Origin of the sequence: Pyrococcus yayanosii CH1, from assembly GCF_000215995.1 — an archaeon.
Classification (GTDB): domain Archaea; phylum Methanobacteriota_B; class Thermococci; order Thermococcales; family Thermococcaceae; genus Pyrococcus; species Pyrococcus yayanosii.
Genome location: NC_015680.1, coordinates 1,488,603 through 1,511,471, shown reverse-complemented (window position 1 = coordinate 1,511,471; position 22,869 = coordinate 1,488,603). Strand labels below are relative to the sequence as shown.

Annotated in this window: 23 protein-coding genes; 7 read left to right on the top strand and 16 right to left on the bottom strand. The window is 52.9% G+C overall.

The annotated features are described in order from the left end of the window. Positions 1 to 14: 14 nt before the first annotated feature. Together meaB and mce are read left to right on the top strand one after the other, a co-directional pair. Complete coding sequence (gene meaB / locus PYCH_RS08320) at positions 15 to 971, top strand: methylmalonyl Co-A mutase-associated GTPase MeaB (protein WP_013906414.1); 957 nt, start codon at positions 15 to 17, stop codon at positions 969 to 971. Further along, positions 972 to 1,373: a methylmalonyl-CoA epimerase gene (gene mce, locus PYCH_RS08315; protein ID WP_013906413.1), complete on the top strand. Its 402-nt coding sequence runs from the start codon at positions 972 to 974 to the stop codon at positions 1,371 to 1,373. A 40-nt stretch (positions 1,374 to 1,413) separates the two neighbouring features. On the opposite strand, the gene PYCH_RS08310 is transcribed toward mce, so the two are convergent. From PYCH_RS08310 to PYCH_RS08295, 4 genes are all read right to left on the bottom strand, one after another. Further along, positions 1,414 to 1,692 (bottom strand): hypothetical protein, encoded by a 279-nt coding sequence (locus PYCH_RS08310; protein WP_013906412.1) that lies wholly within the window; start codon positions 1,690 to 1,692, stop codon positions 1,414 to 1,416. Positions 1,693 to 1,695: 3 nt separating this feature from the next. Beyond that, positions 1,696 to 2,343: a phosphoribosyltransferase gene (locus tag PYCH_RS08305; RefSeq protein WP_013906411.1), complete on the bottom strand. Its 648-nt coding sequence runs from the start codon at positions 2,341 to 2,343 to the stop codon at positions 1,696 to 1,698. Between the two features lie 46 nt (positions 2,344 to 2,389). Continuing rightward, the gene (locus PYCH_RS08300) at positions 2,390 to 3,274 is read right to left on the bottom strand and encodes an asparagine synthetase A (protein ID WP_048058409.1); all 885 of its coding nucleotides are present in this window, start codon (positions 3,272 to 3,274) and stop codon (positions 2,390 to 2,392) included. A gap of 137 nt (positions 3,275 to 3,411) precedes the next feature. Continuing rightward, entirely contained in the window at positions 3,412 to 5,310 is a 1,899-nt protein-coding gene (locus PYCH_RS08295; RefSeq protein WP_013906409.1) for a phosphoadenosine phosphosulfate reductase domain-containing protein, read from the bottom strand. Between the two features lie 102 nt (positions 5,311 to 5,412). Between PYCH_RS08295 and PYCH_RS08290 the strand changes: the two genes are divergently transcribed. Beyond that, complete coding sequence (locus tag PYCH_RS08290; protein WP_013906408.1) at positions 5,413 to 5,946, top strand: CBS domain-containing protein; 534 nt, start codon at positions 5,413 to 5,415, stop codon at positions 5,944 to 5,946. Here the strand turns inward: PYCH_RS08290 and PYCH_RS08285 are convergent. The 8 genes from PYCH_RS08285 to PYCH_RS08250 all read right to left on the bottom strand — a co-directional run bounded on the left by PYCH_RS08285 (position 5,929) and on the right by PYCH_RS08250 (position 14,416). Then, complete coding sequence (locus PYCH_RS08285; protein WP_013906407.1) at positions 5,929 to 6,732, bottom strand: RlmF-related methyltransferase; 804 nt, start codon at positions 6,730 to 6,732, stop codon at positions 5,929 to 5,931. The two genes, PYCH_RS08290 and PYCH_RS08285, sit on opposite strands and share 18 nt — an antisense overlap. Positions 6,733 to 6,769: 37 nt before the next feature. After that, positions 6,770 to 7,978 (bottom strand): M20 family metallo-hydrolase, encoded by a 1,209-nt coding sequence (locus PYCH_RS08280; RefSeq protein ID WP_373419038.1) that lies wholly within the window; start codon positions 7,976 to 7,978, stop codon positions 6,770 to 6,772. Positions 7,979 to 8,051: 73 nt separating this feature from the next. Further along, positions 8,052 to 8,378, bottom strand: coding sequence for a PqqD family protein (locus PYCH_RS08275; RefSeq protein ID WP_013906405.1), 327 nt, complete (start codon positions 8,376 to 8,378; stop codon positions 8,052 to 8,054). Positions 8,379 to 8,410: 32 nt separating this feature from the next. After that, positions 8,411 to 10,288 (bottom strand): OPT family oligopeptide transporter, encoded by a 1,878-nt coding sequence (locus PYCH_RS08270; protein ID WP_013906404.1) that lies wholly within the window; start codon positions 10,286 to 10,288, stop codon positions 8,411 to 8,413. Positions 10,289 to 10,386: 98 nt separating this feature from the next. Then, positions 10,387 to 11,343 (bottom strand): radical SAM protein, encoded by a 957-nt coding sequence (locus tag PYCH_RS08265; RefSeq protein ID WP_013906403.1) that lies wholly within the window; start codon positions 11,341 to 11,343, stop codon positions 10,387 to 10,389. Positions 11,344 to 11,348: 5 nt separating this feature from the next. After that, positions 11,349 to 12,521 carry an MFS transporter gene (locus PYCH_RS08260; protein WP_048058292.1) on the bottom strand — a complete coding sequence of 391 codons (1,173 nt, stop codon included), beginning with the start codon at positions 12,519 to 12,521 and terminating at the stop codon, positions 11,349 to 11,351. Beyond that, entirely contained in the window at positions 12,522 to 13,442 is a 921-nt protein-coding gene (locus PYCH_RS08255) for an isoaspartyl peptidase/L-asparaginase family protein (RefSeq protein WP_013906401.1), read from the bottom strand. Positions 13,443 to 13,495: 53 nt separating this feature from the next. Continuing rightward, positions 13,496 to 14,416: a phosphate signaling complex PhoU family protein gene (locus PYCH_RS08250; protein WP_013906400.1), complete on the bottom strand. Its 921-nt coding sequence runs from the start codon at positions 14,414 to 14,416 to the stop codon at positions 13,496 to 13,498. Positions 14,417 to 14,501: 85 nt separating this feature from the next. On the opposite strand from PYCH_RS08250, the gene PYCH_RS08245 reads away from it, so the two are divergent. Then, positions 14,502 to 15,671, top strand: a complete 1,170-nt coding sequence (locus PYCH_RS08245) for an MFS transporter (RefSeq protein WP_013906399.1) — start codon at positions 14,502 to 14,504, stop codon at positions 15,669 to 15,671. Here the strand turns inward: PYCH_RS08245 and PYCH_RS08240 are convergent, their stop codons facing one another. Beyond that, positions 15,672 to 16,253: an indolepyruvate oxidoreductase subunit beta gene (locus PYCH_RS08240; RefSeq protein WP_013906398.1), complete on the bottom strand. Its 582-nt coding sequence runs from the start codon at positions 16,251 to 16,253 to the stop codon at positions 15,672 to 15,674. It lies immediately after the preceding gene. Between the two features lie 93 nt (positions 16,254 to 16,346). Between PYCH_RS08240 and PYCH_RS08235 the strand changes: the two genes are divergently transcribed. Beyond that, complete coding sequence (locus PYCH_RS08235) at positions 16,347 to 17,030, top strand: class I SAM-dependent methyltransferase (RefSeq protein WP_048058291.1); 684 nt, start codon at positions 16,347 to 16,349, stop codon at positions 17,028 to 17,030. Here PYCH_RS08235 and PYCH_RS08230 read toward each other — a convergent pair. Then, the gene (locus PYCH_RS08230) at positions 17,015 to 17,941 is read right to left on the bottom strand and encodes a hypothetical protein (protein ID WP_013906396.1); all 927 of its coding nucleotides are present in this window, start codon (positions 17,939 to 17,941) and stop codon (positions 17,015 to 17,017) included. The genes PYCH_RS08235 and PYCH_RS08230 overlap by 16 nt on opposite strands. Before the next feature lie 189 nt (positions 17,942 to 18,130). Between PYCH_RS08230 and PYCH_RS08225 the strand changes: the two genes are divergently transcribed. After that, positions 18,131 to 19,963: a hypothetical protein gene (locus PYCH_RS08225; RefSeq protein WP_013906395.1), complete on the top strand. Its 1,833-nt coding sequence runs from the start codon at positions 18,131 to 18,133 to the stop codon at positions 19,961 to 19,963. A 9-nt stretch (positions 19,964 to 19,972) separates the two neighbouring features. Here the strand turns inward: PYCH_RS08225 and lysS are convergent, their stop codons facing one another. Beyond that, a complete protein-coding gene (lysS, locus tag PYCH_RS08220) occupies positions 19,973 to 21,532 on the bottom strand; it encodes a lysine--tRNA ligase (RefSeq protein WP_013906394.1) in 1,560 nt (519 codons plus the stop codon). A 156-nt stretch (positions 21,533 to 21,688) separates the two neighbouring features. On the opposite strand from lysS, the gene PYCH_RS08215 reads away from it, so the two are divergent. Beyond that, the gene (locus tag PYCH_RS08215) at positions 21,689 to 22,297 is read left to right on the top strand and encodes a diacylglycerol/polyprenol kinase family protein (RefSeq protein ID WP_013906393.1); all 609 of its coding nucleotides are present in this window, start codon (positions 21,689 to 21,691) and stop codon (positions 22,295 to 22,297) included. Here the strand turns inward: PYCH_RS08215 and PYCH_RS08210 are convergent. After that, entirely contained in the window at positions 22,294 to 22,860 is a 567-nt protein-coding gene (locus PYCH_RS08210; RefSeq protein ID WP_013906392.1) for a DUF366 family protein, read from the bottom strand. The two genes, PYCH_RS08215 and PYCH_RS08210, sit on opposite strands and share 4 nt — an antisense overlap. Between the last annotated feature and the right edge of the window lie 9 nt (positions 22,861 to 22,869).

Sequence of the window (22,869 nt, the reverse complement as noted above, 5' to 3'; positions counted from 1 at the left end):
TCCAGGGGTTCGGCATGATAGACGACCTCATAGAGCGGATGAAGAAAGGGGACAAAAGAGCCGTTGCCCGGCTTATAACCCTTGTCGAGAACGACGAGGAGAAGGCGAAGGAGATAATCAGGAAGATATACCCGATGACCGGCAATGCCTACATAGTGGGCGTGACGGGCCCTCCGGGCGCCGGAAAGTCAACGCTTCTCGACAAGCTCATCAAGGAGGCCAGAAAGGAAGGCCTAGTCGTCGGGGTCATAGCCGTTGATCCGACATCCCCCTTTACGGGCGGGGCCCTGCTCGGGGACAGGATAAGGATGCAGAGGCACTCCACCGATCCAGGAGTCTTCATAAGGAGCATGGCCACTCGCGGCTCCCTAGGGGGCCTAGCCAAGGCCACGGGAGACGCCATAAAGGTGCTTGACGCCTACGGATGCGATGTCATATTCGTGGAGACCGTTGGTGTTGGCCAGATCGAGGTCGATATCGTCAAGACGGCCGACACCGTTGTCCTCGTAACCGTTCCGGGTCTTGGCGATGATGTGCAGGCCATAAAAGCCGGCCTCATGGAGATAGCAGACATATTCGTCGTCAACAAGGCCGACAGGGAGGGGACTGAAGCAACAATTTTTGAGCTCGAGCTAACTCTCGACCTGGAGGCCGACAAATGGAGGGAAAGAGGCTGGAGGCCCCCCATCGTCGAGACGGTAGCGACGACAGGGAAGGGTATAGGAGAGCTCTGGGAGGCCATTAAAAGGCATATGGAGTTCATGAAGACGTCCGGGAAAATAGAGGAGAAAAGGAGACTCAGAGCCGAGGAGGAGATAAAGACTATAGTCTCGGGGTGGATCGCGAGAAGGGTTGAGGACGCAATTAAGAGGGGAGAACTCTCCAAGGTCGTTGAGAGTGTCGTTAGGAGGGAAACCGATCCTTACTCGGCAGCGGATCTTATCACGAGAACCCTTTTGGAGGTGGTATGAATGTTCAAGAAGATTGACCACGTTGGTATAGCCGTCAAGAATTTGGATGAATCCATAAAGGTTTGGGAGGGTCTTGGTTTCAAGGTTGAGGAAGTCGAGGAAGTCCCCGACCAGAAGGTCAGGGTGGCCGTCATAAGGGTTGGAGAGAGCAGAATAGAGCTCCTTGAGGCAACGAGCGAGGACTCCCCCATAGCAAAGTTCATAGAGAAGCGTGGTGAGGGTATCCACCACTTAGCCATCGGGGTCGAGGACATAGAGGCTAAGCTTGAGGAGCTGAAGAGGAAGGGGTACAGACTCATAGATGAAAAACCAAGGATAGGGGCAGGGGGCGCCAAGATAGCCTTCGTGCACCCGAAGAGCGTTACGGGAGTTCTCCTCGAGCTCTGTGAGAGGTCTGAATAATTTTTCCAATTCTTCACATGATTCCCAATTTTTGGCCTTTTTAGATATCATCCCGCCTAACGTAAGGCTTGCCAATGGCTATCGTGAAGCCCTTGAAGCTGTCATCTTTCCTATTGAACTCCATTGCAAGGGGCAGGCCGTTGTCATCGCTAAAGACTATTCTAATTAAACGAGCCCTCGGATGGTCGTCGAGGTAGCTCTCCTTAAGGGCCTCATAGCTGTCGAGGGTCTCGTTTATGGCATCTTCGTGCATCTCATAGATTGTGCGGGAATAGTTGCTATGAGACTTTATTTCCTCGACGGCTTTCTTCTTGTCCACGAGCTACACCTTGACCCAGAAACCGTCCTTGAACTTAAAAATGTTCCTCTTCTCTGCCATCTTGAGGGCTTCCTCGAGCCTCTCCCTCGGAACCTCGATACCATGGAGCTCCTTGAAGAGAGCTATTATCTCGTCGGTGGTGAGCTTCTCCTTCTCCTCAAAGAGATTACTGGTGAGATTTATCATGTCCTCGACGAAGTTCCATGGGAAGATTATCCAGGCCCATTCAATGTCCTTCGCGTAGTAGTCGGGGACAAACTTGGAGCCCTTTATGTTAAGGAGCGTCGCCGTTCTTATCTCCCCCGGATTTCTGGTTTTTACATATTCGTACGCGAGGCTCAAGCTCTCGCCCGTGTCCGTGATGTCATCGACGACGAGGACCCTTTTCCCCTCGAAGTCGTACTGGGCACCGTATTTAAGCCTCGCTCTGCCGTCCGGCGTGGCCGTTACTCCCCAGTGCTCGACCTTTATGCTCACGAGGTCCTTGACGCCGAGATAGTCGCAGTAGAGCCTTGCTGCAATCCAGCCGCCCCTCGCGAGGCCCACTATAACGTCCGGCATCCAACCGCTTTCGAGAACCTTCCAGGCTCCAGCCTTGGCCCATTCCTCTATGTCCTGCCAGCTTGCAAGATAAGCCGGGAACGCCCTCATGACTTCCCTTCCGAAAGGTTGAGAAAAAGTCCTTTTAAGCCTTTCCTCAAATGACGGCTGGTATTCCAGGCACTCGAGGGAAGGGTTGAACTTCGGCGATGTGCTTCGCCCCGACTATAAAGCGGACGAGCCTCTCAACGCCTATACCGGCTCCTGCACTCGGTCTCAGCTTTCCAGCCCTCGCTATCTCTAGGTACGGCCTAAAGGCCTCCTCGCTGAGCCCAGCATCCCTAATCTTCCTGATGATCTTCCCGTACTCCCACTCCCTCTCACCGCCGCTCATCACCTCCCCGTAGCCGCCGGGAAGGTATAGGTCATAGTTCCTCCAGTATCCATTTACTTCCCTGTCGTAGAACTCCCTCGGTATGTTCACGATCCAGAAGGGTTCCTCCATAGCTTTGCTGGCCTCCTCTTCGCTTCCAAACTCCTCGAGGATCTCCTCGTATTCAAATATCTCAAACCGCTTCGCCCTCGGTAGCTCCCTGCCAGTCCATTCCTCAGCCTCCCTGAAGAGACCTGATACGAGCTCTTCGACAAGCCGCATGATGTCCTTCATGCTCGCCCCCTCAATCTCGAAGTCGAGCTGAGTGAACTCATAGGCGTGTCTCCCATCGTCCTTCGAGCGACCCTCTATTCTCACGTTTGGAGAGAGGACGAAGAACCTCTTGAGGCCCATGGCGATAGCAAGCTGCTTGTGAAGTATCATGCTATGCATCAGGCGCATCCTTACCCCGTAAACGGTGACCTCGAGGGGCTCTATTCCCTCCCCCGCAGGGTCAGGCCACAGGGGGTCCGTTATGGGGCTCAGCATGACTGGGAGGAGCCATCTGAAACCCCGCTCAAGGAAAAAGGCCGTCATGTAATGGAGCACCCTCGTCTGGATGTCTATTGGTTGGGCCACATCCCTGGATATCAACCGGACTGCGTTCACCATGATCACCGAATTTCCCTTACGCGGAAGATGTTTATGCCATTTGTGCAAAAAATTTTGATTTTTGGTCAAATTTAGACATTAGAATTGGCATTATTTTAACAATTTGACAAAAAATAGGTAGATTTTTTGGAAGCTTAGAGTTGGCTCCCCTCCTCAGGGTTCTTTATCTTGAGGAGCGGGCAAACCTCCATACACTCCCCGCAGTGGGTGCAAAGCCCCGGATCCACGAGTATCTTTTTACGCCTAGGATCTATCCCTATGGCCCCTGTAGGGCACTTCCCGACGCACACACCACACCCAACGCACTCGTAGGCCCTTTTCACAAGATAATATGTCCGGACGGCCTCCTCGTGTGTCGGGGCAATTGCAACGTTCGTTCCGGGATAGAGCTCGACGGAACCGGCCCTTATGAGCCTCCCTCCCTCGAAGACCTCCCCCAAGATTGGCGCGACCTCTAGTATCCGCCCCTCGTTTATCACGGTGTTGAACCTGACGACGAATCTTCCTTCCTCCTCCCGTATCTCGGCCCTCACGGGCTCCCAGAAGCGTTCCGCCGGGATGTCAAGACCAAGTGCTTCAGCAAGCTTTTTCTCCCTCCCACCAAGTCTCCTCCATCTCCAGAAGCCGTAGGTTATCCACTCCCTCGGAAGGTTAAAGCGCCTCCTCCACCTCTCCAGTTCCCGTTCCCATTTCGCCCATAGCTCGGGCTTCTCCTCCCTCAGCCTGTGCATCTCGGCCAAGGACTGGCTCGGGCAGAGGAAGCATCCTATCCTGTCGAGGCCCTTCTTGTAGAGCTGGTTGAACTTGAGGCCTCGGCTGAAGATGTAGAGCCATACCTCAAGGGCGTTCCAGTGGAATATCGGTGACGCCCCGATTTCGTTGGGAACCCATTTGTTCCTCCAGACGCGACCCTGCTTAAACCTCTTGAAACTTTCGTACTTCCTCTGGCCCACGAACATGAGGACGCCCTGGGGAAAGTGCTCCTTTATGGCAAGCGTTATGGGACCAAGCTTCGTTACCTTGCAGCACCACCTGTAGTCCATACCCGGCGGCGAGAAGACGTGCAGTGCCCTCCAGAAGGCGTCACCCGCGTCCGCCACGACAAACCTTATTCCTCTCGGCTCCAGCTCCCTCCGGATCTCATCAACGTACTCGATGGTTTCTGGAAACTCTATGCCCGTGTTGTTGAAGAAAACGGCGAAGCCTTTTCCAAACTCCTCGAGAGCGAGACCTAGAACGGCAAGGCTATCCTTCCCGCCCGAGAAGGCCACCGCCACCGGAAGCCCGAACCTCTCGGCGATCCTACGCATGAACTCCCTGGCTTCCTTTACCTTCTCCTCTATTCCAGAGAGGTTCGCCTTGATAACGTCTTCGATGGAAGCTCTTCTGCCGCTGAGACACCTCCCGCCCCCGCCGACCTTCCTCTTAACCTTTATTCCGGTCCCCTTCTCGCCGGCCATTAGCTGGGCGTAATCCTTCTTGGCTATCCCAACACCTACGACCTCGTTGCCCCCAACTATTATAACCTCATCCCCCACCTTTATGCTCTCCTCGGCCTCGAGGATGCCAATGGGAAGGACGTTGGCTCCGTTCCTGACGGGCTCTATAGCACCCTCATCGATTATCACCCACTTTCTCATTTCCTTCCCGAAGCGCTCCCAAAGCAGCTTAGCACCTTCAAGCTTGAGTCCCGGCTTCCATCTCAGCTCCTTTGGATCGAACTTTATGATACCAAATATGAAGCCGTCGAAGATTATTTCATAGGCATCATCTTCCCCCGGAATCTTGTTCAGGAGAACGATCTTCCCCTCAAATAGCTCCCCAACATCGACCCCATAGTGCTCCAAGAAGACCCTCCGAATCAACGCTAGGTCTCTCTCAAAGGCGAACCTCAAATCCCCCGGGGGTGTGACCTCTATCCTGAAGACACCCTCCTCCCCGTGAACGTCGCATCTTTCCTGGATGAGCGGGACGTTGCACCTCTCGCACCAGTAAACGTAGGACCTTCCAAGGAAAACGGGACCTCTCCTCACATCATCACCGGGAGGAGCTTTAGAAGAGGTGCTATTAAACTTTGCCGTCCCAAAATGTTTTTAAATTACTCCTCCCATCACGTTCTGAGCGGAGGGATAGGCATGGCGACAAAGATACTAGTGGAGCAGATCGTCAAGAGGAAAGCTGTGGTCGTTCGTCCAGACGACACGGTCCACAAGGTTGCGAGGGTTCTCTCGAGAAACAAAGTCGGCAGCGCCGTTGTCATGAAGGGGGATGAGATACTCGGGATAGTTACGGAGAGGGACATTCTAGACAAGGTCGTCGCGAAGGGCAAAGATCCGAAGGCCATCAAGGTAGAGGAGATAATGACAAAGACCCCCGTTAAGATAGAGTATGACTATGATGTTCAAGAAGCCATAGAGGTCATGATAGAAAAGGGCGTCAGGAGGATCCTCGTTACGAAGTTTGGAAAGCCCATAGGGTTCGTTACCGCTACAGACCTCCTCTCGGCAATTGCATCTCAGAACAATGAGGAAGAAGAGTACACACCGGACACCGAAGTTTACGGAATGTGCGAGTTCTGCGGTCAGTACGGGGCCCTCTTTAAGGTCATATATGAAGGCAGGGAGATGTGGGTCTGCGAGAGCTGTAAGGACCTAATCGAGGGACGATGAAGAGAGAGCACCTCCACCGAGCGGTGAGGAAACGCCCACGGCCCGAGTCCCTATGAGGGCATGCCTCCACCTCGTTCCTACCTTAAATCTGATATCCCTTATCTCATAGCCCAACTCCTTTCCCTTCTCTTTCACCGCCTCTATTAGCGGGCCCTTATCTGGGAGAAATAGGGCCACCTTACCTCCCGGCCTCAGGTAGTCCACAGCTTCCTCCAAGAGTTTAATGGAGAATGCTTCCCCGAACCTCCCGCCACCAACGGCTTCCCTCTCCGTGAGGACGCCCCTTACATGTCTCTCATAGTAGGGAGGGGCAGAGAATATTACGTCAAAGGTTTCTGGAGGCACGACGCCCCTGATTATCCCGCCGTTGCTCTTTATGAGTCTCACCTTCGCGTTGTTCCTTTCCACGTTGAGCTTAGCGTAGGCGAAGAACTCGTCGTCGAGCTCCGTGGCGGTAACGATGCAGTTGAAGAGCTTCTCTGCCATCAACGCCATCATCGCCGTGTGGCCAGTGCCGATTTCCAGAACCTTCTCGCCACCCCGTAGGAATATCTTCAGGAAGATGTAGCGCGAGATTGGAGGGGTCACAAGGCCCCGGGGATGATACTCGATGTCGAGGCCGAAGAGGGCCTTAGCCACCGCTTTGTTATAAAGGATGCGCGCCTCCCGATTTGAGAAATCAAGCCTTCCTCTCTCGTCGAGGTATCTACCAAGCTCAGGAAATAGCCTAACGGCTTCCATTATGGGCAGGCCAAGTCTTCCGTCCTTCCATCGGGGGGACCGCATGGTTGAATTAGGGAAGAGGGGAAGAAAAGGGTTTCGCTCAAAGCAACGCCAAGGCCGCCATAACCTTCGCATCCTCGACCATGTTGTCTATCTTGGCGTACTCGTTGGGCTGATGGGCCGTCTCATCGAGCGTCGCCCATACGACTGCCGGTATGCCGAGCTTTCTGAAGAAAGCCGCAAAAGTTCCGCCCCCGATTCCACCGACCTTAGCTTCCTTTCCGCGGAGCCTCCTCAGGACCTCCTGGAGGAGCCTTACGATTTCGCTGTCTGGATCGGTTGGCGCTGGGGCATCGAGCCTCTGAAGGACCTCGATTTCTATCTTTGGTAGAAGTTCTCCATCGAGTTCCTTTCTGTACCTCGCCTCGACTTCTTTGGCAAGCTTCTTGGCATCGGCTAGAATATCATATAACCTATATTTGGGAAGGACGCGGCAGTCAAAGACAACCTCGTGCTCACCCGGAGCGATGTTAGGGGAATCCGCAGGACCCTTAACCATCGTCGGCTCGAAGGTGCTCTCTGCTGGCTCAAAGAGCTCGTCTCTGTCCCCGTATTTTTCGTGGAGGAGCTTGTCAAGGTGGTAGGCGTAGTCGAGGGCAACGCGGTGGGCGTTTAAACCTTTGTTGGGCATGCTCGCATGGACCTGTTTGCCCCTTACCTTAACACGGAACCACAGAATGCTCTTCTCCGCGACCTCTATGAATGTTCCATCCCCGTTCCCGCCGTCCGGAACGAGGACTAGGTCGTCCTTCTTGAAGAGCTCTGGATGCTCTTTCATTAGCCAATCAATGCCGTATTTACTCCCGGTTTCCTCGTCACTAACGAAAGCCAGGATAACTGTTCTCTTCGGCCTTATCCCGAGGTTCATCATGGCCTTTACGGCGTAGAGCGAAGCGACGATGCTCTGCCCGTTATCCTCGCTCCCCCTTCCGTACACCTTCCCATCCTTGATAACGGGCTTGAAAGGATCACTTTCCCACTTGCCGATATCTCCTGGAGGAACGACATCTAGATGAGTTAGAATCCAGAGTCTCGGCCCTTCGGGGTTTTCGCCGTAGTAGTATGCCAGGATGTTAGGCCTTACGCCATTCTTTGCCCGCTCGTCGGGGGCGTTATAGACTTCAACCTTATCGAAGGGCCAGTCCTTGATTATCTCCAAAAGCTTCTGAGCCTTGTCGTACTCGCCCTCGTAGCCGTAATCCGGGCTTATGGCTGGGATCTTTATCAGCTCAACGAGTGTTCTGACCATATCCCCCTTGAGGTTCTCTATCTCCCGGACAACCTTATCAAGAATTTCCACGAGGCCCACCCCCATAACTTCATTACTCAGGTTCCTTAAATGTAATCAGCCCCCTCTTGGCCAGCTGGAGGAGGAAGGTTACAAGCCTCTCGTAGAGGGGCTCTACTTCATCTCCAAACTTCTCCCTGAGCTTCCTCCCAATCTCCTCGACGTTCCTCCTCCCGTCGCAGAGCTGCCAGACGTAGGCGCCGACCTCATCGAGCTCTAGGCGGCGGTAGTCTCCATGGAGCATCCTCGCGAGGAAGTCGAAGGGAGAGTCCATGGGAATCATGAGGCAAAACTTCCCCTCAACCCTCTTCAGTTCGACCTTCGGATTCCTGACCGGGATCAAGGGCAGATAGTCTTTCATCTGCATCACCAAAAGAAAAGAGAGGAAAAAGCTCACTCAACGCCCTTCCTGCCCGTGTAATAGAGCCAGCCGGCTATGGCTGCCAGGAGGAGGAGACCGAGGATGTTGCTGCTGAAGCCGACGGAGGGCGCCATGTTGCCCACAATCAGAGCGGCGAAGATTATGCCCATTATTGCTTCACCGGCGATTATTCCCGCCGCTCCAAGGACACCGGCGTCGGTAGGCTTCTCGCCGCCGCCCCTGGCCCTATCCACGAGCCACCTAAGTATGCCACCGATGAATATCGGAACGCCGAGGCTGAGGGGCAGATATATTCCGACGGCGACAGGCATGACGGGTGTTCTGAACTTCGAGCCCTTCAGCCTGAGGAACTCGTCAAGTATTATGAGGACGATTGCTATACCTGCTCCAATGTAGACCATTGCCCACTCAAGTGTTCCCATAAAGACACCCTCCGTGACCTTAGCCATGAGGAACGCCTGTGGAGCCGGGAGCGGATTCTCCTTGGCCGTTGGTGTGCCCGCTATTCCGTAGGCCTTGATTAGGAGGTTGAGCACAGGGGCCATGATAAGGGCAGCCGCGAAGGTTCCAAGGACCTCAAATATCTGCTGCCGCCTGGGCGTTGCGCCTACGAGATAACCCGTGGCGAGGTCTTGCATGGTGTCGCCCGCTATGGCCGCGGCCGTACAGACCACGGCAGCCACGAGTATTGTAGCGACCATTCCCTCCGTCCCGCTGAGGCCGAGCCCCTTAAGTATGAGGGCCGTGAAGAGGAGGCTCATGATTGTGATTCCCGACACCGGGTTGTTGGATGAGCCGACGATACCGGCCAAGTAGCCGGCTATCGCGCTGCCGAAGAAGCCAAGGATGAGCATCAGGATTGCCATCACGAACGCCATGCCGATGGAATCAAGGATGTGCAGGTATAAGAGGAACAGCGGGATAACGAAGGCGCCTATCAGCATGAGCACGTAGTTCAGCGGTAAGTCCTCCTCTGTCCTGAGAACGCTTTCGCCAGCCTGCCTCCTCCTCGCCGCCTCAAGGCCCGACCTTATTCCCCTCGCTATCTGGCTCCTAAGCTTGACCAAGCTCCACAGACCACCGACGATCATCGCACCGACGCCCATATACCTTATCTTCGTGCTCCATATTGTCCATGCGATATCGAGGGCACTACCCTCGAGACCTGTCATCTTGGCAGCGTATATCGGAATCGCTATAAACCACGCTATGGCACCGCCGAGGAAGACCAGAAAGGCTATGTTAAGACCAACGATGTAGCCGACGCTAACGAGGGCCGCCGAGAGGTCGCTTCCTATGTAGAGGACCCTCCTGCCAACCATCTTTGCAGCCTCAATGGTGCCAGCCCAGAGACCTGTGCTTCCAAGAAACTTGTAGGCGGCACCTATTATGCCACCGATGAATATCGGCTTAGCATGAGCCCCTCCCCTGTCACCTGCTATAAGAACTTCCGCACAGGCCGTTCCTTCAGGATAGGGGAGCTTCTCCTCGACTATGAAGGCCCTCCTCAGAACTACCGTGAACAGCGCACCGAGGGAACCACCAAGGGCCGCAATTATCGTCACGAGATAGTAGGGAAACTCCGTGTAGACCTCAAGAACTATCAGTGCAGGCAGGGTGAATATCACGCCCGCCGCAAGGGCCTCACCGGCCGACGCTGCAGTCTGAACCATGTTGTTTTCAAGGATGTTCCTGTCCTTGAAGGCGAGGAGAATTGCCATCGAGATAACCGCCGCAGGGATACTGGCGCTGACGGTCATACCGGCGTACATACCGAGATAGGCGTTTGCTGCGCCCATGATCACTGACAACAGGAGGCCCAGTACCAGAGCCTTAATTGTGAATTCGGGCAGGGATTTTTCAGGCGGCACATAGGGTTTGAACTCCATGCCAAGTTCCCCCTGAAATGTTTTGCAACTTAATATTGATATTGTTCAACATAAAAGGGTTTCGGAAGTTTAGCGTAAGAACCTAATGCCAATAAAAGTCACAGGATACCAAGCTCCTTAATTATTCTCTCAAAATCTATCCTGACCCAATAAACGTCCGGATAGTTATAGGGCTCCCTTCCCGGTCTTTCATTGTAGTGAGGCCTGTTGCATCCCGGACATCCATGGGTCACAAAGACCCAAGGGCCGAGCACCCCCCTCAGCTCATCCTTCGAAATCCCAAAGGAGACGAGGTTGCCCTCTTCGTCGTAATGGAATTCTTCGGCCCTCGCAATCCCGAGCCTTATGATGTGGAGGGCAACCTGAACCCTGCGGTACCGCCTAAGTGGTGGGGACTTCCCGTTCTCGAGGGCGGTTCCCTTCACCGGGGTGAAAGCAAAGAGAGACACTTCTGCCCCCATATCGTAAGCCCCTTGGATGGTCGCCAAAAGCTCCCTGTCCGTCTCACCAAGCCCAGCTATTAAGTGTACGATAGCCTTCCCCTTTCCCAAGACCTCGATGACATCCTCCGTAAACTTCCACATGTCTCTCCATGAGTACAGGGAGCGCTTTATCTTTCCGTAAAGGGACTCACTGGCGACGTCGAGCCCGATTCCTACGTGGTCGACGCCAAGCTCCCTGAAGGCTTCAAGAACATCCTTAGAAACCGGAGTTATGGATATGGACACTGGAAGGCCGAGTGGATGAAGAGCTTCGAGGAGTTCGAGGACGTCGTCAACGAGGCCAGGGTAATCTACCGTCTGGAGGCATATTCTAGAGAAGCCCCCCTTCGGGAGGACCTCCAAGACTTCTTCGAGCTCGAAGACTGGCCAGACGACCCGCGAGAGCTTCTCGAGGTTGGCCCTGCTGGACCTCGCTTGGGGACAGAAGGCGCAATCGTTGCGACAGTGACCCGGGAAATAAGTCATTAGGTAGGCGGTCGTCGGACGGGCAAGCATCCTTGCCCTGATAAGGCCCATTGCTATCGCGGTTCCGTAGGAGATTCTTATCAGCATTCCCATCACCCTTCGGCTTCCACTTTCTTCTTTAAAAGCCTTGGGAGCTGGGCCGCGAGGAGAGAGAGGAGCACTATCGCGGGTAGAGGTGGGAAAACCGCCCGATACCCCCAGAGCTGGGCAACGTACCCAAGGAGCACTGGCCCAGTTAGGTATCCGAGGTCAAAGAACATCGTGTATACGCCGGAGCCCAAGGACCTTATCCTTTGTGGAAGGCGGGCAAGGGCCATCATCTGAAGGGAAGGAACCGCCAGGCCGAAGCTCGCGCCCAAGAGGGCGGCGCTAACGTAAGATAGGGGTGGCTCAATGTAAAGTACCAGGAAGATGTAGGCAAAAATGAGGCCGATGAGTCCGACGGTCGCTACCGGCAGGGGGCCCCTCCTGTCAGCCTCCCTTCCCCCGAATACCCTTGTCAGTAGGCTAGCACCTCCCATGACGCTGGCATAGAGACCAAAAGCGCTCGTCCCGAGGCCAAGGGACTTGTAAAGGGCCGGAAGGAAGGTCATAAGTCCACCGTAGGCGAGGGACATGAAGAAGAGAGACGTTGATGCCGCTATGAAGCTCACCCTTAGGAGCTCCCTGTAGGAGGCCCCGCCCTTATCTCCATGCTTCTTCAGCCTCTTTCCAATCTTTGAGTATGTAGCCAGAACGAAGAGAGCGGCGAGGAGTGAGAGACCGACCGTGAGGACGAAGGCCGCTATAAAGCCCCTAGCATCGGCAATGAAGCCCCCAAGGGCCGGTCCTATCAGGTTGCCTAGGGAGAACATCATACCCCTCCAGCCAAGCGTCTCCCCGACCCTACCCTCTGGGGCAAGGTCTATGGCCGTGGATAGGGAGGACGGGAAGAAGAGGGCCATTCCGAACCCATGGATTGCCCTGCCAATGGCGAAGAGTAGGAGGCTACCAAGGAGGGTAGCTCCGATGTACAGACCGCCAGCGAGAGCACCGAGAATGGCACCAAGGGCCATCATGTGGAACTGAAGCCCCCTATCCCCAAGCATACCACCCAAGGGCTTGAAGAGGAGGGCAACAATGGAAGCCACCGCGGCGATGCTCCCGACTATTAAGGGAGAAGCACCTAGGCTGATGGCGAGGGGAGAGATGAGAGGATTAACTATCGAGATGCCAAGGAAGAAGAAGAAAGTTGAGGTGTGAAGGAGCCAAATCTTCCCCTCCATTCAGACACCCGCGTAGGGCTCATCCATACCCTCTTTCATATAGGCCACGCTCATATGCCTCGTGTTCTTCGCAAAGCCCACGTTGCTCTTGGCATCCACCATGATTATACCCATAGTGTCGGGCCCGAAGTATCTCGTGGCCAAACTTATTGCCGCTTCGCTTGCAGCTTGGGCATCCATACCGAGGCGAACGAAGTCCGTAGCAGTCTTCGCGAGAGCGAGCCTTATGGCGACCTCGCCGAGACCCGTGCACGAAGCTCCAGCCACTTCGTTGGCATAAGTCCCGCCTCCGATTATTGGCGTGTCACCCACGCGGCCGAACATCTTTAGGAAGACACCGCCCGTGGAGGTACCGGCCACAACTTCCTCGCCGTCGAAGGCTACCGCTCCAACGGTGCTCCTCAAGACCTCCGGGTACTCCTTTATGAGCTCGCTCAGCTTCTTCCAGTGCTTAACTTCACCTGTCTCGATGAGCTTCTTCCTCAGCTCCCCCCACTGTTTCTTCCGCTCTTCAGTAGTCGGGTCATACTCGGGAAAGCCCATGAGACGGGCGAACTTTACAGCACCTTCTCCTATGAGCAGGACATGATCTGTCTTCTCCATGACTTTCCTCGCCACGCTTATTGGATTCTTGACGCCCCATATTCCGGCAATAGCTCCAGCTTCCAGGGTTTTGCCGCGCATTATGGCCGCATCCATCTCAACCTTCCCGTCGAGGGTCAGAACTGACCCAGTACCCGCGTTGAAGACGGGGTTGTCCTCGAGAACCTTCACCGCCTCCTCCACGGCGTCGATAGCTGAACCTCTCTTTAACTCCCTCCACCCTGCGAGAACTGCCTCTCTAACACCCTCGATGACCTTGGGGATGCGCTCCTCCTTTCTTATAGTCCCGGCGCCACCGTGGACTATAATTGCGACCATGAGATTCACCCAATAAAGGCCAAAATCGAAGGGTTAAAAGGCTTGTGGAAACGCTAGCTTATCGCCATGTTAATTATCGTCTCTCCTATGTTCTCGATGTACTCGAGTATCCTACGGTAGCTCTCCATGGCTATGGACTTCCTGTAGTCTATCTGGCCCACCCTCTCCCTAAGCTCGGACATGAGGGCGTCCACCTTATGGAGATTCCTCTCCCTTATTTGAATCATCATCTCATCATACTTCTCCTTCATATAGACCACGTCAACGTCCTCATCGAAGTTCTCAGCTATACGGGTTATGTGGTCTCCGATCCTCTCTACATTCCTCACTATGAAAAGCACGCCGAGGAGGTCGAAGTTACGTCTTATTATGCCCTCTTCCGGGCTCAGCCTTGCCCTGCTAGATAAGAGCCTGTTGACGGCCCTTAAAGTCAGGAAGTAGAACCTGTCAAGCTCGTTTTCGAGGTCGTTTATGTCCCTGATTAATTCCTCGTTCTTCGACCTTTTCATAAGCTCAAGGTCTTCAAACATCGCGAGGAGTATTGAGCTCAGTCTGTGTAGAAGCTCCTCCACACTTATCTCCTTCTCATCAAGTAGGCTTTTGGCGATTATCCTAACCGGTTCCTCCGAGATTATCTCAAGTCCGGGAAGGGACTGGAGTGTCTTCCGGACGTTTATCCTGTATTCAGGAATCTCAGGAGGAAACCTCAGCTCTATAACGTCATAGCCCTGGATATAGGCTGATATTGCCAGTCTTATTGCCATGTCGGGGGAGAAATCCTTAGATATCTCAAGTGTCTTCTTTTCCTTCCGCAGCTTCTGTCCCCTTGGAAATATCGTTAGAGAACCGTCCGGATTCACAACGAGTATTACCGAGTCGCCCTTCTTCAAGCCATGCTCCTGAATCCATCCCTTTGGTAAGGAAACAATATAGGAGCTCCTACCCGTGAACTGTATCTTCCTGAAGAACTCCATTGATACCACCCAAAAATATATAGCTCAGTCCAAGTAAAACATTCACTTCGATAATCTTATAAACGCTATGATTTAGATAGCAAACATGCTGAAAGGGTATTCCAAAGACGCTCTCATGCTCATCTTCGCGAATGCCATCGGCCAGCTGTTCCTTCAGTTATCAATATTCATAATGCCCTTCTACTTGACGGTTCTCGGCTACGATATGGGTGAGATGGGACTCTTCTTCTCGACCCAGACGCTGGCCGGCGGGCTGTTCTTCCTCACGGCGGGTCAGCTCTCCCTGAGGCTTGGCTATAAGAAAACCCTCATCCTGGCCGCCCTTTTAGGTCTTGGCGGAAGGCTCCTTCAGGTGCTTGCCCTCAACGAGTACCTCTTAGCCCTCGGCTTCTTCCTCGTGGGGGCAAACATGGGACTTAGGCAGCCAAACTTCTCAGCCCTCTTGAGCGAGCAGGTTTCCGAGGAGCAGAGGCACCACGCCTTCTCTATAAGCTTCGGCCTTGGAACGATGTTCAACGCCTTCGGAGTTCTCATAGCGGGCTTCGCGCCCGATTACCTAATCGGGAGGCTCGGACTAAGCGAGGAGCTTGCCTACAGATTTGTCGTATCATTAGCCCTCCTCCAATTTGCCCTCGTCATTCCGGCTCTCTTGATTATCAAAGACGTGCCAGTAAAGAACCCCAAGATAGACTGGGACAGGGAGCTGGTTGTCAAGATCTTGAAGTTCTCGCTTCCAAGCGCCCTGATAGGTCTTGGGGCGGGGATAACGATCCCCTACATGAGCCTCTACTTCAGGCTCAGCTTCGGCAAAACCCTCACTGCCATAAGTGGTGTCTTCTTCCTCCAGCAGCTGACGATGTCCCTGGGCTCCTTTGGGCTTCCAAGGCTCGTGAGGAAGATAGGTCCAGTGAAAGTAATAACGCTCTTTCAGAGCACGGCCGCCATCCTTTTCCTCGTGTTCCCCTCAATCAAAACCTTCCTCCTTGCGGCGGCCATCTACGTGCTCCGGTCAATTCTCATGAACATCGTGTGGCCAATCAACGATTCCTTTATGATGGGGTTCTTCTCAACGGAAGAAAAGGCGACAGCCGCGGGAATAAGGCAGGCTTTCTCGACGTTCATGCGCGGGGCTGGGAACTACATAGGGGGCATTCTCTTCGGCCTGTCCCTAAGCTACCCCTTCTACACCACGGCCACCCTCTACATCCTAGCCACACTCATGTTCTACGCCTTCTTCATAAAACACAACAAGTAGTCAGCGGGCAAGCTCGATGCCCCGCTCAAGCGCCCTGAAGTTGATCTCCCAGAGCTTCTCTCTTAGGGTGAGCCTTATCCCTTCTAGCAGACTATCCTTCTTCAGAGGAATAAGACCCTTGCCGTAGGCGTAGCCCAGCATGACAACACCTAACGTCCTCGGGTTTATCTTGTCGGCCTCCCTCTGAAAATCCAGCATGTCCACGGGGCATATCCTCTCTATCGCGGCCCTTATCTCAGACAGTTCGGGATAGCGCTCCTTTCCGACGAGTGTCGTGGCGGTATGTATCGGGTAGGCATTTATAATGGCGTGGCTCTCCTTGCCGAGAAAGCGGGCATTTCTGAGGGCTTCAACGGGTTCCAGAGCAAGCATGAGGTCTGCCTCTCCCTCCTCAATGAGCGGTGAGTAAACGTGCTCACCAAAGCGAAGGTAGCTTAGCACGCTACCGTAACGCTGGCTCATCCCGAGTGTCTCACCGATTCTAACCCGATAATCCTCAAACATGGCGGCGTTTCCGATGATGCGCGATAGCGTTAGACCACCCTGACCGCCGACCCCAGCTATTATCAGGTTGAACTCCATGGACACCACCAAGCTGGATTTCATGCAAGATTAAATATAAAGGCATCGATGAAGAGGGAAGGGTTTATATGCAACGCAATCAATCCTTTTAACATGGGGTTCGCCGAGTACTACCGGGCCTTCCCCACCTACACGGACATACATTCGGAGGAGTACAGAAGGAGACTCGAAGAGTTGGAGCCCCTCTTGATCAAGTACATGCCGAGGAGAGGGAGAGTTCTCGACTTAGCCTGCGGCGTTGGTGGCTTCTCTTTCCTCCTCGAGGATCATGGGTTTGACGTTGTAGGCCTCGACGTGAGCGAGGAGATGATAGCGAAGGCAAAGGAGTATGCAAGGAAGAGAGCCTCTAAGGTCGAGTTTATCCAAGGAGACGCCAGGGAGATTCCATTCGAAGACAACACCTTCGACTACGTCCTCTTCATAGATAGTCTAGTTCATTTCGAGCCCCTCGAGCTTAATAAAGTCTTCAAAGAAGTGAGGAGGGTTCTAAAACCGGAGGGAAAGTTCATAATATACTTCACGGACCTAAGGGAGCTATTGCCCAGGCTGAAGGATGGATTGGTTGTAGGTCAGGAGTATTGGATAAGCAAGATTATCCCGGACAGAGAGGAGAAAACCGTTGTTATAGAGTTTATGAGCGAAAAGGACTCCTTTAGAGTTCGTTTCAACATCTGGGGGAAGACGGCAGTAGAATTATTGGCCAATTTATATTTCGCTCAAGAGGTCGCGGAAAAAGTTGGAAATTACTCTTACTTCATAATCTATAGACCAAAATGATTTAATCTCAAAGCCATCTCGAAGACATCCCTGTGATTGCCAAAAGCCTCGAACATCTTATTTGAATAGTTCCTGGACGCCGTTTCAAGGAAAAGCTTCAAGTTTTGAGTTATCTCGTTGTTCATGGGCACATGAAGCGGCATTGGTTCATAATAGTCAAGGCCTTTCATCAAGGCGGTTGAAAAGTACCAGAGGGTTTTCCTAACTTTTCTTCCGCGTATTGGGGAGAAGCTTGCCTTTCCACAGTTGAAGGCCGCATGAAGGAGGACTATTGTATCTATCTCAACCCCCTTCCTGAGGGCGTTTCTTCTTTCAGCGTCGTTGATTTCTTTTATTCGATAACCACTCCTCGTCCGCTCATCGTAGGGGGCCCTAACGCCATAAACTTCTTCTATCCTCGGATCGTAGACAAGAATCTCGGTGCCGCTAACGATGTAGAGCTTATCATTTCTAACCTCAATAACCGTGTTCTCCGTGCTAAGAACGGTTAGCCCATGAACCATTGCAAGAACCGACATAGTGCTCTTCCCTGTGTGAGGGTAGCCAATAAAGAGAATTGCCGTGCCGTCTTCCTTTAAAATTCCAACGGAGTCCGTGATGAATATCCGCCCGAGCTTTGCTCCCGCCCTTGCGACAGCCTGGAGAAGGAAGAACACTGGTGCCTCGTTGCTATATGGAGAAGGAACTCCAGATTCTATCTTGTATTCATCCTTCCCCTCATGGTCGTAAACCGCGCTAAAGACTCTGAAGGACTCTCCCTTAAAGCGCTCGATGAGAACGTGAAAATCCCCAGAGGCTTTGCTAACATCCGGAAGATAACGCCTCGCAAAGAGTCCCCTAAAGGCCTCCTCAAAGCTATCGTCAAGCTCCCCAGAGAAGGCAATATTTATACCTCCAACGCTAATTCCCATCGATTATCCCTTGCTAGGTAGGATAGGGAATTATATAACTTTTCCCTCTTTGCTCAGCTTCAACGAATATCGCCAAGACCTAAAAAAGCGAAACTTATGGCAACCTTCAGAAAACTATTAATATGGCAAAGGCTATCCTTCTATTAATACCTCCCGCTTTTAGTTTCTTGCGGGCTTGGAGGGGAAAATATGAAAAATTTGATGTTGACGCTGTTCGTGGCGGGACTAGTTCTTATAAGCGGATGTATTGGAGGAGGCCAACAGGAAACGGTAGAAGACATCAAGAAAGAGTCGGATGGCATGACCCAGACCCAAACATACGCCGAAAGTGAAGGTCCTTACGTCACATGGCAAACCCCCTGGGACGCCTACAACCCTATCCAGATTAACGGGGAAAGTTACCACATAACCTACATCAGATACACCTTCGCCATCAAGAGCCCTGATGGAGAGCGCTCATACGAGGTAATAAAACAGAGGGGCTACGTGAGAGCCCATATATATGCGGACGATAACGGAAAGAAAGACTTGGGCGAGTACAACTTCTTCGCCTACTACGGGAAGATAACTCCAATAAACGACCCGGACATGAAAGGCCCGCTTGAGTACCTGATACTGATAAAGGAAAGAACCAAGGACAGCGATAGCTATTTCCTCACCCCTTTCCCGGACTTCGGGGCCATGATGTCCGGAACAACCGCGATTATAGAAGCATCTTACGGTGGAGACTACTTCTACTGGAGCAATCCTGCATCCATAGGAAAGTATTCAGAGCTTCCCTACACTGAGGGTGACCCAAACACCCTTATGGGAGCGATTCCGGGCACGGCTTTTCAGGGCTGGATGGTCATGGTTGGCTCGGCCGTCTGGGCTGGAATTGAAGATCACGACCTGAGCAAGCCAGACGAGTACAGCTTCTCATTCATGGGCCTCGGCTACAGCTACAAGGTTAGCCCGGATGAAAGCGTGAGCTTTGACGGAAAGAGCTTCAGGGTGAGCAACGTCGAGTGGAGCTGGGCGATTGGAAACGTTAGGGGACAGGGAAAAGCTAAGATAGCCCCAGCACTGCCGGTTCCGGTTGAGAGTGAGGGGACCTTCAGCCAGATGGGCGGTGAAAGCTACTACTCCAGGCTCAAGGTTGGAGACATGAAGTTCTCGAAGGAATTCGAGGGGATAAACGTGGGGATAGAGCAGGCCACGTCCCAAGGAGAAAGCACGGGGACGGATACGCAAACCGGAACCCAGACGGAGACATCAACGCCGGAGCTCTCCGACAACTGGAAGCTCGGATGGGACGCGAGCAATCCAATACCCATAAACGGTAGAGAGTACATTGTCAAGGAGGCAGCCTTTGAGGTCGACTACAAGGTTTCAGGGGGAAAAGAAAGGCACCTCGTCATCACCAAGGGCTACCGTGAGGAAGAGCTAAACGGCAGGAGCGTTTACCTGCTCTACGCCAAGGTTGAGACAAGCGGAGAGAGCTACGAGTACAGGGTTTACGTTGAGCCCAGCTATCTGGACGAGTACACTTCCGGAACACTCTGGATTCCCTCAGTTTACGACCTAATCAACGGTCCGGACTTCGTCAAGGTCGAGATAATCGGCGAGAACTGCCACTACTCCATTGATGAAAACGGCAACATCGAAGGCGATATGAGCTGTGGAGCCATAAGCGAGGACTTCGGGAAATACAACATGGTGTGGAGTTACCCCACCGGGTTTTACGGCGGAATCTACGGTGACGTGCTAACTTACGTTACCCTAACCGAGAATGGAAACGGCTACACCGTTGAGGCCGGCAATCAGGTGGTCATAGGGGGAATGACGTTCGATACGTACAAAGTTATTTGGAACGGGCTGGTCCAGGGCAGCCTTGCCCAGGGCAACGGCGAAACGGTGGTCGCTCCGGAGCTACCGTTCCCGGTGGAGGTAAGTGCATCACTCACGATGCCAGGAATGGAAGGGCTCTACGTCCATGCCAGGCTTGTTGATCTGAAGCTTGAACTTATTCCTTCCGGTTAGCCGTCTTTTCTATCCTTCCATTTTCAACCTTCTTACAACGAACTCCCTATCGAGGGAAGCAAGGAAGGGGGCTAACCTCGGGCCTTTGTCCTTCCCTATGAATAGCCTATAGAGAATCTTAAACCACTCCTTACTCGGGATCCCCCTCTTCCTGGCGACGTCATATATCGCGTTTTCAAGAGCTTTAACGCCTAGCTCCGAGGATCCTATTATCTCAGCGAGCTCGTTCAACGCTTCCCTCACATCTTCCGGAACTTCAACTTCGGGAGGCTCCTCGAGTATCTTGAACTTCACATCATCCGGGGCATACTTTTCAACCCAATTCCTAGCCAAGCGTATTCTGAGCCTTATCCTTTCCATGTCCTCCCTTTCGAGGGCCTTTGAGATATGCCCCTGGTCTATCAGTGTTGATATTATCCTTTCCTCATCCATGTGAGGCATCTGAACGAGCACAACTAAGAACCTGAAGGGAGCTTGTGCTATTAACCTTCTAGGCTTCTCCGGCACGGAGAGCTCGTAGGTCCTTCTCTTCTCTTCACCCCCCTCCTCGAGACCGAAATATATGCGCTCCACTTTGTCGAACTCATCATAGAGGTTTAGCAACCCCAAACCGAGGTCTATCTTGATCTCCTTGTTGGGTCTATGCTTGGCATAGAGAAATCTTACGAGACCAGGCTCCATGATTTCATACAAGTCAGAGAGCAGAATTACATTTCCCTTGCTCCCGCTCATCTTGCCCTTCTGCCCCTTGATTCCAACGAATTCATACATAAGCGTTAGTGGAGCCTCTATTCCATAGATGGTCTTTATTATCTCCTTCCCCGTGTCATAGCTCGAGCCTGCAGCCAAGTGATCCTTTCCAGCTGGTTCAAAGTCAACCCCGAAGTGAGCCCAGCGCATGGGCCAGTCCACGCGCCACCTCAGCTTAACGTTGCCCTCCCTTATGTCCGTCCAGCCCTCGTGGCCTTCGGGACATCTGTACCTGACGCGCCAGCTACCGTCCCATCCTATTACCTCCGCCTCTCTCCTGTGCTTGGGACAGTATACCATCGCAGGCCACCAGTCCTCGGGGAGAGGCGGCTGCTTGGCTATCTCCCTGTACTTGTCGAGAACTGCCTTTATCTCATCCCTCTTCTCGAAGGCGATCCTAATCTCCTCGGCGTATTCACCCCTCTTGTAGAGCTCACTCGCCCTCAGGAAGTCCACCTCGATACCAAGCCTCTCGACCTCAGACTCAAAGAGCTCCATGAAGTGCTCCGCATAGCTCTCGTGGCAACCCCAAGGATCTGGAACCTCGCTGACGGGCATGCCAAGGTACTCCTTCCATTCTGGGGGAACGTTCCTGGGAACCTTCCTGAAGCGGTCGTAATCGTCCCACATGTGGATGTGCCTCACCCTCTTTCCCTTGTCGCGGAGGGCGTGGCCCACGATGTAGGCGGTGAAAAGCTCTCTGAAGTTACCGATGTGAACGTAACCGCTTGGCGTTATACCGCTCTCGACGATGTACTCTTCCTTATCGCCCCTCTCATTGATAATCTTCTCGGCCATGTGGTCGGCCCAGTGAACCATAATCTCACCCTAAGGGAGTTGAGGAAGGTGCTTTTAAGCTTAATTAACCCTCGTGCCCACCTTTCTATCTTCGCTAATTGGCTAAAGTTAGTAAGACACCAAGCGAAAAACATATCAATCTTACCTTACTTTCAAATCCGAGAGGTGATCAGGCCCATGAACACATGGCTCCCCTATGCGATTGCTGCAGCAGCCTTTATAATTGCCGCAATTTGCCTAACTAGACATCTTGGAGAAGAATGGGCATGGGTGAACAGAAAGCTTATTCATTTCAGCATCGTCCCGGCGATTCTGATGTATTACTTGGGCCTAATACCAAAAGAGGTCTTTAGTATCGCGGCATTCTCCTTCGGAGTCTTTCAGCTCTGGCCGCACATAAGGAAAAGAGAATTCTCATGGTACCAGATAAGGCACAATTACGGCGAGGTGTTTTTTGCATTCTCGGCATCCGCTATCGTTGCATTCTTGCCCAGGGAATATGCGGTGCCGCTACTCCTCGTGATGGCCATAAGCGATGGAGTAACCGGGATAATCAGACATTATTACTTCAGAAGACATGGGTTCAACGTCAAGCTGAAAAAGCACTGGACGGGAAGCCTTGGTTATTTAGTGACGGCTATCCTGATAGCGTTTCTCTTCCTCAATGGGGGGACAATCATAAAAGTGGCGTGGGCAGGCATCCTGATGATTGCGGAATATCAGCCCTACCTTGACGACAACCTCGCAGTTCCCCTTGTGGGAAGTTTGCTGTTCCTTGCCTTTTAGCCCGCCCACCTAACCTTGAGGCTATCCCTCTTCACCTTTTCGAACTCCTCCACGAGCGCCCTCCCTGTCCTCTCCATGAACTCTTCAACGTCGTTAATACCCAGCTCCCTTAGGCCGGTAGCTTCAATGCCCTCCGGAATTCCCTTGGCTTCAACGTTGATGCCTATGTGAATTTTGATGCTGACCGGGGAGACGGTTGCTATCGATATGCTCAACTTCTTCCCATTCACGTAGATGTCGTCTCCCTTTCTCGAAGTCTTGATGCCGTATTCACCCAGAACCTCACAGAGTCTAGCCACGAAGAGCTTCTGGAGGGCCGAGGCCAGCAAGACGTTGGGGACATCGAAGACTTCAACGATATAGTGCACCATATCATCGCTTCTTATCTCCTTCTTCGCCCTCAGGTCCTCGATGTCGATCATCTCCTCGACCCTAACATTACACCTCCCCCTAAAGACGACGAGAGAGTTGCCGAGTATTCCAAAGTTCCTGTAGGCCCAGTGGCTCCTTATGGCAGAACCATCATAGTCGATTCGTCTATCCCTAACGACGAGCAGCTCCATTAAAATCCC